Origin of the sequence: Synechococcus sp. NOUM97013 (assembly GCF_014279815.1) — a bacterium.
Taxonomy (GTDB): Bacteria; Cyanobacteriota; Cyanobacteriia; order PCC-6307; family Cyanobiaceae; genus Synechococcus_C.
Genome location: NZ_CP047941.1, coordinates 2,405,126 through 2,422,128 on the forward strand (window position 1 = coordinate 2,405,126; position 17,003 = coordinate 2,422,128).

The 17,003-nt window shown below is 61.8% G+C and carries 17 protein-coding genes; 9 read left to right on the forward strand and 8 right to left on the reverse strand.

Annotation, left to right across the window (positions count from 1 at the left end):
• Positions 1–11 precede the first annotated feature (11 nt).
• Both SynNOUM97013_RS12870 and SynNOUM97013_RS12875 read left to right on the forward strand, forming a co-directional pair.
• The gene (locus tag SynNOUM97013_RS12870; protein WP_255443109.1) at positions 12–587 is read left to right on the forward strand and encodes a chorismate lyase; all 576 of its coding nucleotides are present in this window, start codon (positions 12–14) and stop codon (positions 585–587) included.
• An 87-nt stretch (positions 588–674) separates the two neighbouring features.
• Entirely contained in the window at positions 675–1,106 is a 432-nt protein-coding gene (locus tag SynNOUM97013_RS12875; protein ID WP_186480134.1) for a hypothetical protein, read from the forward strand.
• Between the two features lie 37 nt (positions 1,107–1,143).
• Here SynNOUM97013_RS12875 and SynNOUM97013_RS12880 read toward each other — a convergent pair whose 3' ends face one another.
• The 3 genes from SynNOUM97013_RS12880 to SynNOUM97013_RS12890 form a co-directional block, all read right to left on the reverse strand.
• Complete coding sequence (locus tag SynNOUM97013_RS12880; protein WP_186480135.1) at positions 1,144–1,665, reverse strand: DUF1269 domain-containing protein; 522 nt, start codon at positions 1,663–1,665, stop codon at positions 1,144–1,146.
• Positions 1,666–1,756: 91 nt separating this feature from the next.
• Positions 1,757–2,392 carry an RNA helicase gene (locus tag SynNOUM97013_RS12885; protein WP_186480136.1) on the reverse strand — a complete coding sequence of 212 codons (636 nt, stop codon included), beginning with the start codon at positions 2,390–2,392 and terminating at the stop codon, positions 1,757–1,759.
• 110 nt (positions 2,393–2,502) lie between these two features.
• Positions 2,503–3,051: a SprT family zinc-dependent metalloprotease gene (locus SynNOUM97013_RS12890; RefSeq protein ID WP_186480137.1), complete on the reverse strand. Its 549-nt coding sequence runs from the start codon at positions 3,049–3,051 to the stop codon at positions 2,503–2,505.
• A gap of 92 nt (positions 3,052–3,143) precedes the next feature.
• Between SynNOUM97013_RS12890 and SynNOUM97013_RS12895 the strand changes: the two genes are divergently transcribed.
• From SynNOUM97013_RS12895 to SynNOUM97013_RS12910, 4 genes are read left to right on the forward strand one after another with little or no spacing between them, the layout of a single operon-like run.
• The gene (locus SynNOUM97013_RS12895; RefSeq protein ID WP_186480138.1) at positions 3,144–3,563 is read left to right on the forward strand and encodes a hypothetical protein; all 420 of its coding nucleotides are present in this window, start codon (positions 3,144–3,146) and stop codon (positions 3,561–3,563) included.
• A gap of 12 nt (positions 3,564–3,575) precedes the next feature.
• Positions 3,576–5,672, forward strand: a complete 2,097-nt coding sequence (gene ligA / locus SynNOUM97013_RS12900; RefSeq protein WP_186480139.1) for an NAD-dependent DNA ligase LigA — start codon at positions 3,576–3,578, stop codon at positions 5,670–5,672.
• Between the two features lie 16 nt (positions 5,673–5,688).
• Positions 5,689–6,810 (forward strand): TIGR00341 family protein, encoded by a 1,122-nt coding sequence (locus tag SynNOUM97013_RS12905; protein ID WP_186480140.1) that lies wholly within the window; start codon positions 5,689–5,691, stop codon positions 6,808–6,810.
• Positions 6,807–6,977, forward strand: a complete 171-nt coding sequence (locus SynNOUM97013_RS12910; protein ID WP_186480141.1) for a hypothetical protein — start codon at positions 6,807–6,809, stop codon at positions 6,975–6,977. Before SynNOUM97013_RS12905 ends, SynNOUM97013_RS12910 begins: the two co-directional genes overlap by 4 nt.
• Here the strand turns inward: SynNOUM97013_RS12910 and SynNOUM97013_RS12915 are convergent.
• Positions 6,962–7,585: a TVP38/TMEM64 family protein gene (locus SynNOUM97013_RS12915; RefSeq protein WP_186480142.1), complete on the reverse strand. Its 624-nt coding sequence runs from the start codon at positions 7,583–7,585 to the stop codon at positions 6,962–6,964. The two genes, SynNOUM97013_RS12910 and SynNOUM97013_RS12915, sit on opposite strands and share 16 nt — an antisense overlap.
• Positions 7,586–7,789: 204 nt before the next feature.
• On the opposite strand from SynNOUM97013_RS12915, the gene SynNOUM97013_RS12920 reads away from it, so the two are divergent.
• The 3 genes from SynNOUM97013_RS12920 to SynNOUM97013_RS12930 all read left to right on the forward strand — a co-directional run bounded on the left by SynNOUM97013_RS12920 (position 7,790) and on the right by SynNOUM97013_RS12930 (position 11,519).
• Positions 7,790–9,025: an extracellular solute-binding protein gene (locus SynNOUM97013_RS12920; RefSeq protein WP_186480143.1), complete on the forward strand. Its 1,236-nt coding sequence runs from the start codon at positions 7,790–7,792 to the stop codon at positions 9,023–9,025.
• Positions 9,025–10,389, forward strand: a complete 1,365-nt coding sequence (locus SynNOUM97013_RS12925) for a mechanosensitive ion channel family protein (RefSeq protein WP_186480144.1) — start codon at positions 9,025–9,027, stop codon at positions 10,387–10,389. Before SynNOUM97013_RS12920 ends, SynNOUM97013_RS12925 begins: the two co-directional genes overlap by 1 nt.
• 122 nt (positions 10,390–10,511) lie before the next feature.
• Positions 10,512–11,519: a mechanosensitive ion channel family protein gene (locus SynNOUM97013_RS12930; RefSeq protein WP_186480145.1), complete on the forward strand. Its 1,008-nt coding sequence runs from the start codon at positions 10,512–10,514 to the stop codon at positions 11,517–11,519.
• Between the two features lie 126 nt (positions 11,520–11,645).
• On the opposite strand, the gene SynNOUM97013_RS12935 is transcribed toward SynNOUM97013_RS12930, so the two are convergent.
• From SynNOUM97013_RS12935 to SynNOUM97013_RS12950, 4 genes are read right to left on the reverse strand one after another with little or no spacing between them, the layout of a single operon-like run.
• A complete protein-coding gene (locus SynNOUM97013_RS12935) occupies positions 11,646–12,434 on the reverse strand; it encodes an ABC transporter permease (RefSeq protein ID WP_186480146.1) in 789 nt (262 codons plus the stop codon).
• Entirely contained in the window at positions 12,434–13,231 is a 798-nt protein-coding gene (locus SynNOUM97013_RS12940) for an ABC-2 family transporter protein (protein WP_186480147.1), read from the reverse strand. The genes SynNOUM97013_RS12935 and SynNOUM97013_RS12940 overlap by 1 nt, the downstream gene beginning before the upstream one ends.
• On the reverse strand, positions 13,231–14,205 hold the full coding sequence (locus SynNOUM97013_RS12945) for an ATP-binding cassette domain-containing protein (protein ID WP_186481643.1): 975 nt from the start codon (positions 14,203–14,205) through the stop codon (positions 13,231–13,233). The genes SynNOUM97013_RS12940 and SynNOUM97013_RS12945 overlap by 1 nt, the downstream gene beginning before the upstream one ends.
• Positions 14,206–14,209: 4 nt before the next feature.
• Positions 14,210–16,954 carry a valine--tRNA ligase gene (locus SynNOUM97013_RS12950; RefSeq protein WP_186481644.1) on the reverse strand — a complete coding sequence of 915 codons (2,745 nt, stop codon included), beginning with the start codon at positions 16,952–16,954 and terminating at the stop codon, positions 14,210–14,212.
• Positions 16,955–17,003 lie beyond the last annotated feature (49 nt).

Below are 17,003 nucleotides of genomic sequence, written 5' to 3' on the forward strand. Positions count from 1 at the left end.
CATCGCCAACCATCCTCTGGGAAGCACCCACCGCTTCGGTGCTGGCCGGAGAAGAGCCCGGATGGCTGCCCGGGCCCTGGCGCTTGATGCTGCTCGGGGATGGCAGCCCGACCCGCCACCTGCGTCTGCTCACCGGCCACAGCGTGCAGGTGCGCCTTGTGGCTATGGCTGCAGACAACACCAGTGATGCCGCAATCGGCGGCGCACGCCCTGCGGAGGTGCAGGAACTGGACCCACCGCTGTTGCGCCGTCAGGTCTGGCTGGACTGCGGCGGCACCACCCTGGCCTGGGCCGAAAGCTGGTGGAATCAAGCCGAAGCCGAACAGAATCTGCGCAACAAGGAACAGCCCATCTGGCTGAGCCTCACCCAGGGCCGCTCGGAATTGTTCCGGGAGGTGGATGGTCTAGCGCTCGTGAACGAATCCTGGCTGGAGAAAGGCTTCGGGGAACGCGGACCGTTCTGGAGTCGCCATTACCGCTTTTTCCGCCAAGGCCGTGAACTCACCGTGATTCGCGAAGTGTTCAGCCCGGCGCTGGAGCGCTGGCTGGGGGAAGCGCCAAGACGACCGCTTCATGCAGCGTCATGAAGAAAGCCAGCGTTTGATGCGGATTCGCACTTGACAGCTTGCGGGGTGATGTGCTGCAGCAATCATGACCGCATCGGCAACGGTTCTATGGCGAACTCCACTTGGGTGACCCTCCACGATTTGGGCCGCCGTTTCGGCATCTCTTCGATCCAATGCGGACGCACTCTCGAGCAGGAAGGATGGCGAGACCGGCATGGCCAACCGACACCCGCAGCCCTCTCAGCCGGTGCGGTCGAGCAGCGCACACCCCACAGCCACGGGCGCAGCTTCCTTTGGAATGCCGACGTCTGCGCAGTGGCGCTGGAGCGACGCGGCTATCAACCACTGCCCCGCTCCGAACACGTGGGGCAATGGGTGGACTTACTGGAAGCGATGGACCATGGCTCTCCGTCCATTACCACCACCGCTGATCAGATGGCCGAGGAGCTGCCGCCGGAGCTGGTCGAGGACGTCAACCGTCAACTCTCCAATCGCGGTTGCCGCTACCAGGTGCACCGTCCGCTCAGCGGCAGGCACTGAGCGTCCTCAGGCGAGCGCCCTCAAGCACTGCGTGCCATCAACCAAGGCGCAGGGCTTCGGCCTGCTTGCGCGCACGCTCGAGCTGCTCTTTGAGCGTCTCTTCATCCGTATGGCTGAGGTTGGTGTGGATCAGCCGGGCGTGGGGCGCATGGCGACGCAGGCGCTCGATCACCCGATCAGGGGTGGAATCACGCACAAGCAATGCCAGGGCAGCCGTGCCCTGGGGCAACGTCTCCGCCAGCTCCTCCAGAAACTTGTCATTGATGCCGATATCACTGAGAGAACCGGAGGCGGCACCGGCTCCGGCACCCACAGCAACACCCAGCAGTGGATTGGCAAAGAGCAATCCGATCAGCAAACCCCAGAAGCTGCCCCCCATCGCTCCCGCCGCGGTCATGTTGATCGCCTGGCGCAGGTGCACGTGGCCATCCTCGCCGTGCTCAAGCACCACCGCATCTTCCAGGGTGATCAGGTGCTCCTGCTGAATGGTGACCAGCTCAAGCCGCACCTCCTCGGCCTCTTCGACCTTGGGAAATCCCACCACCACGAGGTTGCTCATGCTTTGGATCCAGCGAATTCCAGGCTAGGAACGCTCTGGAGTTTGAGCCGTTGAGACTGTTGAGCAGACGGCCTTAAGAGCTAACAGCCGCTCAGTCGCGGCGGCGACTGGAGCGGGGCAACGGTCGCCTGGCGCTGGTGCGTGGCGGGGCCATCGGTGCAGGGTCAACCGGTGATGGATCAGCCGGTGATGGACTGGATGGGCCGCTCGATCGCTTCCAGCGATCCACGCGAAAGTTGTCATCGTCGGGCCAGGCGTCATCCGCCTCCGACACAACCGGATCGGGCTGAACGCTTGGTGCCGGTGGTGACGGCTCCACCGCTGGCGGTGGTGGAAGCACGGGCTGCCGACGCGACATGGCCTCGAGGGGACGCTTCCGCCCAGCAGACACTGGTCGCTCCATCCGACTGGCAGACGACGATCTGGCTGAAACAGACCTTGAAGATTCAGAGGAGCGCGATGGCGAGCGTGGGCTGTCCCAACGCGACGAAGGTTCAGGCGGTTCCCGCCAATCGTCTTCTTCATCCAACAGCCAATCGATGCGGTCACCCACCCAGCGACCCATCGCATCCAGGCGGGATGCCCCATCCAAACGATCAACACCCCGTCGTCCCGGGCGAGCACCGGACACGCCATCAACGAGCTGGCGGCCCGTGTCCAGCCAACGATCCAAGCGTCGATCGAAGGGATCAGGACTGCGCTGGGGGCGTGGTCGACGTGAATCCATGATCTGACGTTACCGACGCCTGTGCTGCAGCCAACGCTCCCGTTGCAGCCCGATCAGAACAATCGAAACCCCGCCCAACTCCAACGCCCAGAAAAAAACCTCCATCGGCCTCAGTTCTGCTCCGGCGCCGGTTCGTAGCGAAGCAGACAACTGGCGTGCCAGCGACCCCCATGGTGCTGATTGCAACAGGCGCGGCAGGCCGCCTGTTGCATCCGGCGGCGGTAGGGCGTCCGCCGACCGCAGGAGGGACAGACAGCCACCCAGCGCGGAGGGGTCTGCGGCACAGGAAAGCGGTGGCGCACGCTCACCTCAAAACGCGACTGCGATGCATTGATCGCGGCCATCCGCTCCCTGAAATGAGGACCATGCCCCTCATCACGCTTGAGCACCAGATCCACCCAGGCATGGATCATTTCGTGGCACAGCGTGCTTTCGGTGGCTTCCCGGGGCAAGGGATCCAGCAATGGCTTGGACAGGACGATCTCCCGACCGAAGGGGGGGGCGATGGCGGGTCCACGGCGATAGAAACCCGCTGTCCGCCGCAGGCGTCCATCACTCCAGCGCACCGCCAGCAACGGCTGATGTCCGCGGGTGAGCGTCCCCTCGAAATGCTCCCGGTTCAAGCGATGGAACAAAGGCAGCAGGGGCTCAAGCGGCATGGCTGGCGCAGGCCTTGCACAACAACGTCGGCCCAGTCTGCCTCCATCCCGCAGTCCGTCAGTCAGACTCACCACTCACTTGGAAGCGGCTGATGGATCTGGGTCTGGTACGTGAGATCGGAAGCAAGGCACTGCTGGCCGGTGGCGGCGCCCTGCTCTTGTATTGGACGGTCACGGCCGTGAAGCTGGTGCTCAGCGCCCGCGGCATCAATCCGCTGATCAAGCAGTTCTTCACGCAGGTGGCGGCAGGCCGCGTTGACGCTGCCTACCTACTCACCACCAAGAACTACCGCCAGCATGTCAATCGCCAGCAGTTCATCCGCTATCTGGCCGGTCTGAAGCTCAACCGCTTCAGCAACCTCAAATCCGGACGTCCTCGCCTCCAAGAAGGCAGCATGATCCTCACCGTGAAACTGATTGCGGAAAACAAAGAGGAGATGCCCCTCGACTTCACCTTCACCAAGGTCGAAGACAACTGGAAGATCGAGCGGATCGCCACTGTCCAGAGCTGAATCCGCTGACCAGTGACCGCATCAGCTCCGCAAACTGCTTCGCACGACGACCACCGACGCGCCGGCGAGCTCAGGCGTTTGCTGACCAGCGCAGCCCACGCCTATTACGTGCTGGATGCGCCTCAGATGGAAGACGCGGTGTACGACCGCCTCTACCGCGAGCTGCTGGAGCTGGAGACCACTCACCCTGAGCTGGTGGTCGCCGAGAGTCCGACCCAGCGCGTGGGTGCGACACCGGCAGAGGGATTCAGCAGCATTGCCCACCGGATTCCCCTGTTCAGCCTCGACAACGCCTTCAGCACCGACGAGCTGCGCAGCTGGTACGGGCGGCTGCTCAAAGTGCTCGATCGCGAGCCGGCAGCGGGCACAGCGCCACCGGCCCTGGCCATGGTCGGTGAACTGAAGATCGACGGCAACGCCCTGGCCCTGAGCTACGAAAACGGTGTGCTGGTGAGAGGCACCACGCGCGGCGATGGCGAGCAGGGGGAGGACATCACCTCCAACGTGCGCACGATCGCTTCAATTCCGCTCAAGTTGCACCTGGACGAGCCGCCGGCTTGGGTGGAGGTGCGCGGCGAGGCCTTGATCCCTGACAGCACCTTTGCAGCCATCAACGAGGAGCGAGCCGCCAGGGAGGAAGCGTTGTTCGCCAATCCCCGCAACGCCTGTGCAGGAACGCTGCGCCAACTCGACCCCAAAGTGGTCGCCGCGCGACGTCTCGATTTCTTCGCCTACACCCTGCACCTCCCCGATGACTGGCAGGGGGCACGACCGACGAGTCAGTGGGAGTGTCTCAACTGGCTTCGCGACGCTGGCTTCCGCGTCAATCCCAATGCAGCGCTGCTGCCGAATCTCCAAGCGGTGGAAACCTTCTTTGCCGACTGGGACAGCCGCCGCCATGACCTCAATTACGCCACCGATGGCGTGGTGGTGAAGCTGAACGACCTGCGCCTGCAGGACGCAGCCGGCTTCACCCAGAAAGCGCCACGGTGGGCCATCGCCCTCAAATACCCAGCCGAGGAAGCACCCAGCAAACTGCTGCGACTCACCTGTCAGGTGGGCCGCACTGGCGTGGTCACACCCGTCGCCGAATTTGAACCGGTTGCGCTGGCCGGCACCAGCGTCAGTCGCGCCACCCTGCACAACGCCGACCGCCTGGCGGAACTGGATCTGCACAGCGGCGACACCATCGTGGTGCGCAAGGCGGGCGAAATCATTCCAGAAGTGCTGCGGGTGCTGCGTGAACTCAGACCTGCAAACGCGCAGCCCCTGGAACTTCCCCACCAATGCCCGAGCTGCGGTTCAGAGCTGGTGCGCGAACACGGCGAAGCCGCCACGCGCTGCATCAACAGCAGCTGCCCCGCGATCCTCCGCGGTGCCCTGCGCCACTGGGTGAGCAAAGGCGCCCTGGATGTGGACGGACTCGGAGGCAAGTTGATCGAACAATTGGTCGATCGCGGCTTGGTGCGATCGATTGCCGACCTCTACCGACTCGACACGGCGCTGCTCAGCAGTCTCGAACGCATGGGCCAGAAGAGCGCAGAGAATCTGATCAGCGCCCTGGAAGCCTCCCGTGATCAGGGCTGGGCCCGTCAGCTTTATGGCCTTGGCATTCATCACATCGGTGAAGTGAATGCCAAGGCGCTGGCGACCAGCTTCCCGGATGCCATCGCCCTGCGCACCGCTGCCTGCGACGCGCCGGAATCGATCACCGCGGTGTTTGGCATCGGCGCTGAAATTACCCAGAGCCTTCAGCAATGGTTTGCCAATCCCTCCAACCTCGACTTGTTGGACGGTCTACGCAACTGCGGCTTCAGCCTTGCCCTCAGTGCTGACGAACAAAGCCTCGTGGAGGCCAACACAAGCGATCGACCATTGAGCGGCAGCACCTTCGTACTCACGGGAACCCTGCCGAACCTCACCCGTTCTCAAGCCAAGCAGCTGATTGAAGCCGCCGGCGGCAAAGTGAGTGGATCCGTGAGCAAAAAAACCAGCTACGTCGTTGCCGGTGAAGAGGCCGGCAGCAAGCTTGCCAAGGCTGAAAGCTTGGGCCTGACGATCCTGGATGAAGCAGGTCTGCAGGATCTTGTGAACGCGTCACAATCCTGATAATTGGATTCACCACATGAGCACCCTGCTCAGGCGTGCCCTCGACAACATCTCCGGCGAGTGGCGGCTGAACCTGGAAAATCGGGTGCCCCTGAAGGAGCTCTACACCGTACGGATCGCCTCCTCGAAGCCTTCCCTTGGCTTTTTTGTGTTGCTGATCTGCTCTGCGGTGATCGCCACCCTCGGCTTGATCTCCAACAGCACCGCTGTGGTGATCGGCGCCATGATCGTGGCCCCGCTGATGGACCCGATCCTCAGCCTTGCCTTTGGACTCTCGATTGCCGACAACCGCCTGGTGAAGCGATCGTCGATCACTGTGGTCATCGGCGTCGCCACGGTGGTGTTCACGTCATGGCTGTTGGCGATGGTGCTCGGCGTCAACGAAATCAACCGCGAGATGACCGCTCGCACAGCACCCAACCTGATCGATCTCGTGATTGCGGTGGCGGCCGCTGTCGCCGGCTCCTTCACCATCACCCGCGACAAGCTGTCGAACTCGATCGCTGGTGTGGCGATCGCGGTGGCGTTGGTGCCTCCGCTCTGCGTCAGTGGTATTGGCCTCAGCCTTGGCCCCGAGCTGGTCGCCGTGTTCGGACGCGGCACAGTCGCTGGACTCACCAATCAAGTGGCGGAAGGATCCTTCTTGCTCTTCCTGGCCAACCTGATCGGCATCACAGTGACCAGCCTGGTGGTGTTCATGGTGCAGCGCTATGGCGACATCCGCAGGGCTTGGCGCCAACTCCTGGTGTGGTTAGGACTGCTGGGATTGCTCTGCATCCCACTGTCCTCGGCGCTGCATGATTTCAGCGTGCGCCAGCAGATCAACAGCCGATTCACGACGTTCAAAGCCGGCCTCATCCAGGAGAGCAAGTACGCGGGTGCCAATGTGAACGCCTTGCGTCGGATTCGCATGCTTTACAGCAATGTGCGGGTCGTCAATAACACCGCCACCATTGACATGGTGTTGAACGTGCCCACCAAACTGGTCGGCAAGATTGGACTTCAAGAGGTTCAAGAAGAATTTCGCAGCAGTGCTATTCAGGACTACGGTCTCAAGGAGGTTGAGATCAATATCAGCGTGATTCCCACCCAGATCCTCAACTTCGACCCTGGCGCCGGCGCTGGCATCTCCCCATGACTGAGCCAAACATTCACCGCTGGATCAAAACCGAGTGTGGCCGCGCCAAGTATCAGGAGCTCTCAGCACGGCCCGGCGCGATCGCCAGAATGCGACTGCTCTGGTTCGTGTTGATCGCGGCTCTCCGCGACGCCCCCTTACCGAATCCCGATCAGCACTCCAACTGATCCGATCCAGACTCCAGGGCCCGCCGGGCGGCTCGGCCGACAAGCCACACCACTGCCACAGTGGCCAAAACCCCCACCACTCGCAGTCCCCATCCGGCAGGGCTCGTCTCGCCACTCAGCACCTCGCCGAAACGGGCCACATCCCCGGCCAAGGCACCGAGGGCACAGAACAGGATCGTCCCCGGGATGATGCCGATCAAACCCAGGTTGTAGTCGCGCAGGCTCACCTCACTCAGCCCATAGGCAAGGTTGAGCAATGAGAAAGGAAACGCCGGCGACAGGCGTGTGAGCAGCACCAGCTTGAAACCTTCACGGCTGACCGCCCGCTCGATGGCCAGCACTTTGGGGAATCCAGCGAGTCGGCGCCGGGACCAATCCCTCACCCCATAACGGCCGAGCAGAAAGGCTGCTTCAGCGCCCAGACAAGCACCAATGAACACAATCAGGCTTCCCCACCAGGTGCCATACAAGGCTCCAGCCAACATGGAAGCCCAGATTCCCGGCAGCAACAGGGTGACCCAGATCGCATACAGCGGGACGAACAGCACAGCCCCCAGAGGCGATGCCAACCAGGTGATCAGCTCACTGGATCCCAGCCAATCAAACACGGTTCCGTTCCTGCAATCCGATCGTTTCTACTGCGGCTGGTTGACCGCTGAATGAACAGCCATCGCGATCCTGAGAGTGCAGGTCTGCAGCGAGTTGGTTGCACTTCGCGGCCAGTGCTCTAGACAACGACAACGCTTTGCTCAGTCCCTGAGCATCCACACGCCTGACCCATGCGTTGTCGAAGCCGTCATCCGAAGCCCTTCATGGTTGTGCAGCGGATCGGACTGCTCGCGGTCGGCATCACTCTGACCGCCTGCAGCAACACAAGCAGCAAGCAACCCACAACGCTGCTGCGGGTGGCACGAACATTGCCAAGCAGCGAAGCCGTCACGACGGCCGACAGCGAACGTGATCGCAAACTGCTGCGCCAATTCCAGGTCAGCGTGCGCGAAGTGGTGCCGGGGCTTCAGCTTCAGCCTTCGCTCTACACCCAAAAATCAATCGAGTCCGAATTGCGGCGTCAGACCAACAGCGGACTCGGCCCCGATCTGGTGATCAGCGATGCAAGCACGATTCACGCGCTGTTCGAAGCCCGTGTGCTCGACCCCGTTCCCCTCACCAAAGAGCAACGGGAGGCCGTCGCTCCGGCACTACTCAAACGACTGACCAACGACCAAGGCCAGGTCACAGGTCTGCCCGTGTCCCAGTCGCTGCAACTGGCCTGCTACGACAAGAGCAAACTGACAACAGCACCGGCTTCCCTGCAAGAACTCGCCAAAGCCAGCGGTGGTGAGTCCGTGTTCGGGATCGCGCAGAACTTCGAAGATCTCTACTGGAGCATGGGCAGCTTCAACGCAGGCCCAGCCCTCGTGAAGTCCTTGCGCGGAGAAACACCAACCGCCACCGAAACGCATCAGTTGGTTCGCTGGCTCGGCTGGCTGCAGAACACGAGCTTTCAGCAGAACGTGGTCTTTCTGCGCGATCAGCCCACCCTGAGACGCCAACTGATCCAAGGACGAATCGACTGGATCAGCTGCTGGAGCACACAGCTACCGCAACTCAGAGAAGCCATGAAAGACCAACTCGGGGTGAGTGTGTTGCCCGCTGGGCCAGCCGGTCAAGCCACTCCCGTGAGCAAACTGCAGGTGTGGGGGTTGGGTCGCAACTCCAGCCAGCGCCAACGCGCCAGCAGCGAAGAACTGATGCAATTCATCGTTCAACCCTGGGCTCAGAAAACCTGGTCACTGCGCTACCGAACCAGCTATCCGGTCAACCCCGTGGCAGCGGCAATCGTGAACAGTCAGATCCCAGGAACCGACGATCTTTATCTGATGAAATCCAAGCAGGGCATTTTGATTGGCGATGAAATCATGGCCAACCTGGATACCAATCCACAACTGAATGCAGGCCTGCAAGACATCATCAATGACGTGATCTTCGGAACGGAATCACCCGCACAGGCAGCCGGAAAGATTCACAACCTTCTGAAGCGAGCCTGATGAATTTCGTCCTCCCCCCACTCTTTGGAACCGTCTCCCCTGGAGACATTGTGGTGGAGATCCTGAGCTGGCTGGCCTTCCTGCAGCGCTGGACCGTCCTCACCCAACTGCTGGTGGTCTTGGCAGTGATGGTGATCGCAAGAACCCGAAGCATGCAGCTCGGGATGAGTCGCTATCGCCATCGCTTTCAGCAACTGGTCCCTGAAGCCTTGCGCGTCCTGATTGGGCCGGCGCTCATCTTGATCACAGCGGGTGGTTTCGCCCTGGCGCAGGCCCCATTTGGCCTGTTGCGTTATTTCGGACTTCTGTGGCTGGGATGGAACCTGTTCACACCTCTCAAGCTGCTCGTGGAGCGGGTCAATCCCCGCTTTCCGATCGGAGAAGTGGAGACCACGCTGTTCAAGCCGATCTATGTGTTTAGTGCCACGCTTTCACTGCTAAGCCTGCTCGGAAGCCGGGAAAACCTGGCGAGAATCGGCATCGCCACACTGTTTGGTGTTGATATCACCCTCGGCAAGATTTACACCGCCATCGTGGCGATTTATCTGATCGTGACCGTTGCCTCAAGACCAGCGGCTCTGATGGCCTGGCTCAGCGGTGTGGTGTTTGGCGTCAAGCAACGGAACCAGCGCGGCCTCGAGCTGCTATTCCGTTACAGCGTGATCGGCATTGGCGTAATCGGCGTTGCCTATTACATCGGGATCACGGGCAACGCCTTTATTGCCATTGCCGGTGGACTCTCAGTGGGCATCGGCTTCGGCACCAAAGAAATCATCTCCAACTTCATCAGCAGCATCTGGCTGCTGTTTGAAGGATCCGTCCGACCAGGAGAAATCCTGATGATCAACGGGGATCCCTGCACCGTGCGCAAACTTGGTTTGCGTGCCACCCAACTGCGGCGAGGGCGGGACGGCGCCGAGTTGCTGATTCCCAACCAGAACTTTTTCACCCAAGAGGCGGCCTCTTACACAGCTACGGAAACCTCCCGTCGCGACAGCGTGGAAGTTGGCACTGCTTATGACCATGACCCCGATCGCGTGATCAAGATTCTGCTGGAGGTCGCAAAAGAACATTCAAAAGTGAAGGAGTATCCACCGGCATCGGCCTTTGTCACCGAATTTGCCGACTCCTCCATCAACTACAAAATGCTGTTCTGGGTTGCCGATCCCCTGGATGCCTTTGCTGTGGGCAGTGATCTGCGACGCGCCATCTGGAAACGTTTTGACAAAGAGAACATCACCATTCCCTTCCCGCAGCGTCAGGTGTATCCGATGGAATGGCCACCCAGCAAGCAGACCAGCCTCCGCCCCCAACTCCAAGCCGAAATCCTTCCAGAAACCGAGAGCCAAGAGGACGTCAGCTAAGTTTTCGGTCGCGTCGCATCAGTCTCATCCCTGATCTCCAAGCAGCCGCAAAGCCCAACATTGAATTTCTGCAGAGCAATGGCGGGCTCATTGCAGGGACGCTGGTCCTGATCGCCGCTTGGATGCTGCTGCAGTTGCTGAGCCGGCATGGACGCAATCTGGGCAGCAGCCTGGCCAAGGCCATTCGCCGACCGGTGCTCATCGGTCTTGGACTCACCTTGTATGTGAGCTGGATCACGCACCAAACCAATCGCCAACTGACTCTGGTGGCGCAATCGGGCGTGGATCGACTGTCGATGACGATGCTGATCGCCAGCATCACCTGGGCCGTGATGAACGTGGGGCAGACGCTGCTGCTCTCCGCATCCATGCGCCACTGGATTCAGATTGAAGACCAGCAGGACGAAGCCATGCTGATCAATGTGTTGAGCAGGCTCTACACAATTCTGGTACTGCTGATCGCGACAGCTGCATTGATGGTGAACTTCGGAATTCCATCAGCAGCGATTGCCACCGTGCTGGGCGGCGCGGGAATTGGCTTCACGTTCGCCACACAGCAGATCAGCCAGAACTTCCTCTCCGGCTTCATGCTGTTTTTCAATCGCCCCTTCAAAGAAGGCGACTGGATCAGTGCCAACAACCTGGAAGGAACGGTGGAAAAAATTGGCTGGTATTACACACGAATTCGCACCTTTGAGCGGCGACCGCTGCACATTCCCAATTCAGTATTTGCCACAACGCCGATCACCAATCCCGGTCAGATGTACAACCGCAGGATCAAGGCCAACATCAGCCTGCGCTACGAAGACCTGGACCGCATCCAGGGAATCACTGAAGACGTGAAAACCATGTTGGAAGAGCATCCTGATATCGACCACAACCAGATCATCCTGGTCAATTTCAATGCCTGGGATTCATCCTCCATCAACATGATGGTTTACTGCTTCACCGACACAACGGTCTGGAAAGAGTGGCTGGAGATCCAGCAAAAGATCTTCCTGCAGATTGCCGCGATCGTGAAGCGCAGTGGCGCTGACTTTGCCTTCAACTGCACCACCCTTTACCCCGCACCAGACGCCAAAGTCACAGCCCTCAAAAGCACCGTCGATCAAATCAGCCAGGCCGCATAAACAGAAACCGATTCAACGGTGCCCGACCTGGTGCAATGGTCACCTGCATTCTCCGCGAGTCAGTGCAACACTCAGCATCAAGCCTTTCGACCGGAGTCCTGGCTGACGCCGTTGTCATCCATTCCTTCAACTGGACGCGGAGGTATAGAAGCGCAGGGCAAACAACCAGAAGGCACGTGCGATCGCAAAGAACAGCAGCGCCAAAGCCAAGCCCGCCAACAACATCGGCACCGCCGCCTCACCCAGCAACACCTGGGCGGGAACAGTCGTGAGAAAGGCCACCGGCAGCACGAACGTGAACAACAGGCGCAGGGTCGGCGGATAGGCACTGAGCGGATAACGACCGGAGGCCAGTAGTGCCCGCAACACCTCAGTGGCATTCCAGGTTTTGACGAACCAGATGCTGGTGGCGGCAATCAGAAACCAGAGCGAATAGAGGATCAGGCCACCGGCCAGCAACATGACCAACACGGCAAACAGGGCAGGCAAGCTGACCACCACACCGGCCTGATGGCTGCCCCAGGCCAAAAGCCCCAATCCAAGACCGATTTCCGGCAGCCCTGCTGGCGACAACGTGCGCAACGACAACCAGAACTGGCTGTCGATCGGTTTGAGCAGCACGAAATCCAAGGTGCCCTCCCGCACATGGGTGACGATCGCCCCGAGGTTGGGTCGGAGCCAGGTGGTGGCCATGCCGTCGAACACCGTGTAGAGCCCCTGCACCATCAGAGCCTGGGCCCAGCTCCAGCCCCCTAACGTCTGATCGGGGCCATAGAACAGCGAGAGCAGCAACAGGCTGCCGCTGAGGCTCATCGCCACCGCTAGCAGCTCAATCAACACATTGGCTTGATATTCCAGCTGCACTGCCACAGCGGTGCCCCAGAAGCGACGCAGGGTTCGCCAGTACCGTCCCATCAGGCCCCCATGGCGCTGTAACGCCGCACGCCAGCCCGCCAGAGCAGCAGCACCAGCGGCAACAACAAGGCGATCCAGGCCAACTGGGCCCCGAAACCCGCCAACAGATCCACGGGTTGGCCCGCCAGCACGCGCGCCGGGAAATCGATCAGATACGGGAACGGCGTCCACTCGGCCACGGCCCGAACCGCCGGCGGAAAAGCCGTGAGTGGCGCCAACAACCCGGAAAGGAACAGGAAGGGGATGAACTGGAGACGTTCCAGGGCGCTGGCCTTCTCACTCCAGAAACAGAGGGCTGCAATCAGGCTCTGGAACAGGAAGGCGATGGCAAAGGCCATCCAGGTGGCCAACCAGGCCAGCAGGAACCCCCCGAACGACGGCAGCCAGAAGGCCTGGGGCTGCACTGCAAAAAACACGGCCGCGATCAGAGCCGCGAAGGGCAAACGTGTGAGCTGCTCGCCCAGGTGGGCTGCCACATAACGCCAAAGCGGATGCAGCGGTTGCAGCAGATAGGGCGATAGCCGACCGAGAAGAGCGTCTTCCTCAAAGGCATACACCACCCACACCACCGAGAACTGGCGCACCAGAAAGGCGCTGAGGAAATAACGATCCAGGGCCACACCATCCAGCCCCAGCCCTGAGCGCGCGTCGCTGCCGCTCCAGACGCTGAGCATGATGAAAGGCAGCACTCCGGAGAGAGCCCAGAGGGCGATCTCGGCGCGGTACTCGAGCATGTGGGCGTACTGGGACCCCAGCAACACCCGGATGATCCGCCGGTTAAGCCCGAAGATCCGCATCAGACCCGGCCCTGGCGGAACAACCCACCGATCAGTTCCTCAATCGGCGGATCAGTCACATCCAAATCGCGCACCGCAAAACGTTCCAGCAGCTGGGCCACCACGACAGTGAGCTGATCGCGAGGTACCAGCAGCCGCACATCACACCCCTCCATCAACTCCAACCGTCCCAAACCAGCCAAAGCTTCCGGCTCCACGGGCGACTCCAACTCCAGCCGCACCTCCCGCTCCGGAGCCAGCTGATCGGCAAGCACTTCAAGGGGGCCGTCGTGGAACAACCGCCCCTGGTGAATCAGCAGCACCCGGGGGCACAGCGCTGTGATGTCAGCCATGTAATGGCTGGTGAGCAGCACCGTTGCCCCCGTGCGCCGGTTGTACTCGGCCAAAAACTGGCGAACCCGGGCCTGGGCATTCACATCCAACCCCAGCGTCGGTTCATCGAGAAACAACACCTCCGGCTCGTGCAAAAGCGCCGCCAACAGTTCGGCCTTCATTCGCTGACCGAGGGAAAGCTTGCGCACCGGCCGGGTGAGCTCCTCCCCCAGCTCCAGCAAATCCGCCAGCTCGTTGATCCGCCGCCGAGCCACACCATCGGGAATGCCGTAGACGGCCGCATTCACCCGCAGTGAATCCATCGGCGGCAGATCCCAGAGCAGCTGCTGCTTCTGACCCATCACCAGAGTGATCCGGCGCAGAAACTCCGCCTGACGGCGCTGCGGCCGGTGCCCCGCCACCTGCACATCCCCAGCACTGGGGTGAATCAACCCGCAGAGCATCTTCAAGGTGGTGGTCTTGCCGGCGCCATTGGCGCCGAGAAAACCCACCATCTCGCCGGGCTCGATCCGAAAGGAGACGTCCTGCACCGCCGTCACATCCCGCGTGCGGCGGCGAACGAAATGGCGCAGGGTGCCGGCCAGTCCGGGCTGCTTCTCGGCAACCCGGTAGATCTTGCTCAGCCCCTCGACCTGAATCACCAACTCAGCTCAGGTCCGCCAGGCGCTTGCGGGCCAGATCCGCCTGGGCCTGCTTCTCCGCCAGGTTGGCCTTGCATTCCGCCACCACCTCCGGCGGTGCCTTATCGGCGAAGTTGGGATTCCCAAGCCGGCCCGCCAGGCCCTTGATCTCCTTCTCGGCCTTGGCGATGTCTTTCTCGAGGCGGCCCTTGAGCGCATCGAGATCCACCAGGCCTTCGATCGGCAGCAGCACCTGCAGCTCACCGCTCACTCCCGCCAGGGCCTTGGCCACCGGAGCCGCATCAGCTTCCGCCGGCGCCATCACCGCCACCGACTCCGCTCGCGTCAAGGCTGTGATGTCGGCCGTGCCCTTGGTGAGCACAGCCGCCAACTCGCCGCGGCCCGTAACGAAACGCACCGGCACCGATTGAGAGGGCTTGAGGCCCGCCACCGCCCGCAGGTTGCGCACGAGGCGGATGGCACCAATCAACTCCGCGAAGGCGGCTTCCAAGGCATCATCCAGAGCGCTTTCATCCAAGGCCGGCCAGGGCTGCAACGCCAAGAAGGTGGTCTCCGGCTCGCCGGTGACGCTGTGCCAAAGCTCCTCGGTGAGGTGGGGCATCAGCGGGTGCAGCATCAGGTGCATCTGACTGATCACCTTGGCCAGCACCTGCTTGGCCACCCGCTGATCAGCCAGGGCCTCGGCTGAGGGGTTCTCACCGGGGTTGAGCCGGCGCTTGCTCAGCTCCAGATACCAGTCGCAGACGTCATTCCAGGCGAACTCATAGAGGCCCTTGGCCGCTTCACCGAGGCCATAGCTGCTGTAGCGCTGGGCCGTCTCGCGGTTCACCCGGGCCAAACGGGAGAGGATCCAGCGGTCAGCCAGCTGCAGGGCCGCAGGGGCGGGCTCCCCAAGTTGAGCCGGCGTTTCGCCACCCAGGTTCATCAGGGCGAAGCGGGTGGCGTTCCAGAGCTTGTTGGCGAAGTTGCGCGAGGCCTCCACCGTGGCGGAGGTGTCCTTCTTGCGGTCGTAGTCCAGGCGGATGTCCTGACCCGCACCCGCCACTTCCCGCACCAGGGCGAAACGAAGGGCATCGGTGCCGTAACGGTCGATCAGCAGCAGCGGATCGATGCCATTGCCGGCGCTCTTGCTCATCTTGCGGTTCTGCTCGTCCCGCACCAGGCCGTGGATGTAGACGTCCTGGAAGGGCATCTCGCCGGTGAAGGCGCCGGCCATCATCGTCATCCGGGCCACCCAGAAAAAGATGATGTCGAAGCCCGTCACCAAAGTGCTGGTGGGGTACCAGCGCTGCAGGTCAGCGCTGCCCGCATCGGGCCAACCCAGGGTGGAGAAGGGCCAGAGGCCGCTGGAGAACCAGGTGTCGAGCACGTCTTCGTCCTGCTCGATCTCCGCCGCCGCGCCGTACTCCGCCTTGGCTTTCTCCAGGGCTTCGGCTTCGTTGCGGGCCACCACGTAGGGCGTGGTGTCGGTGTATTTGCCGTCGGTTTCGCTGATCACGAACCAAGCGGGGATGCGATGGCCCCACCAGAGCTGACGACTGATGCACCAGTCGCGAATGTCGGTGAGCCAGTCGCGGTAGACCTTCTCCCAGCGCTCCGGGATGAAGCGAGGATCCTGCTTCTCCAGCGCTTCACGGCAGCGGGCGGCCAAGGGCTCGGTTTTGACAAACCACTGGGTGGAAAGCAGCGGCTCCACCGGCACCTTGCCGCGGTCGGAATAGGGAACGCTGTGGCGGTAGTCCTCCACCTTCACCAGCAGCCCCAGTTCCTCCAAGCCAGCCACCACGGCCTTGCGTGCTTCGAAGCGATCCAGTCCCTCGAACTGACCGGCCTCCTTGTTCATGGTGCCGTTCTTGCGCATCACCGTGATCTGGGGCAGACCGTGGCGCTGACCGATGGCGAAATCGTTGGGGTCGTGGGCCGGCGTCACCTTGACGCAGCCGGTGCCGAACTCCTTCTCCACGTGGTCGTCGGCCACGATCGGAATCTCCCGCCCCACAAACGGCAGCGTGAGGGTCTGGCCCACCAGGTGGGCGTAGCGCTCGTCGGTGGGATTCACAGCCACCGCCGTGTCGCCCAGCATCGTTTCGGGGCGGGTGGTGGCCACCTCCAGGTGGCCGTCGCCGCTGCTGAGCGGATAGCGGAAATGCCAGAGGTGGCCATCCACCTCCTTCATCTCCACCTCCAAATCACTCACCGCCGAACCAGAGGCGGGGCACCAGTTCACCAGGTACTCACCGCGGTAAATCAGCCCCTGCTCATGCAGGCGCACGAAGGCCTCCTTCACCGCCTCACTCAAGCCCTCATCGAGGGTGAAGCGCTGGCGCTGCCAATCCACGGAATAACCAAGGCGGCGCAGCTGGCCCACGATGCGGCCTCCGCTTTCAGCCTTCCACTGCCAGGCGCGCTCCAGAAAGGCATCGCGGCCGAGATCGTGGCGGGATTTGCCCTCCTCCTTCAGCTGCTTCTCGAGGATCGTCTGCACGGCGATCGAGGCGTGATCGGTGCCCGGCAGGCAGAGCACGTTCTTTCCTGCCAGGCGCTGATAGCGCACGATCGTGTCGATCAAAGCCGTGTTGAACGCATGGCCCATGTGCAGGCTGCCGGTCACGTTCGGCGGCGGGATCACCACAGAGAACGGTTCACCGGGGGCCTTCGAGTCGGGATGGAACGCTCCCTGGTCCTCCCAGGCCTGCTGCCAGCGAGCTTCCGTACCAACCGGGTCGTAGGTCTTGGCCAGTTCGGGCACGGGAGGCATGCGCACACAGCCGCCCATGCTCGCAAAGGGACGGAAGAGC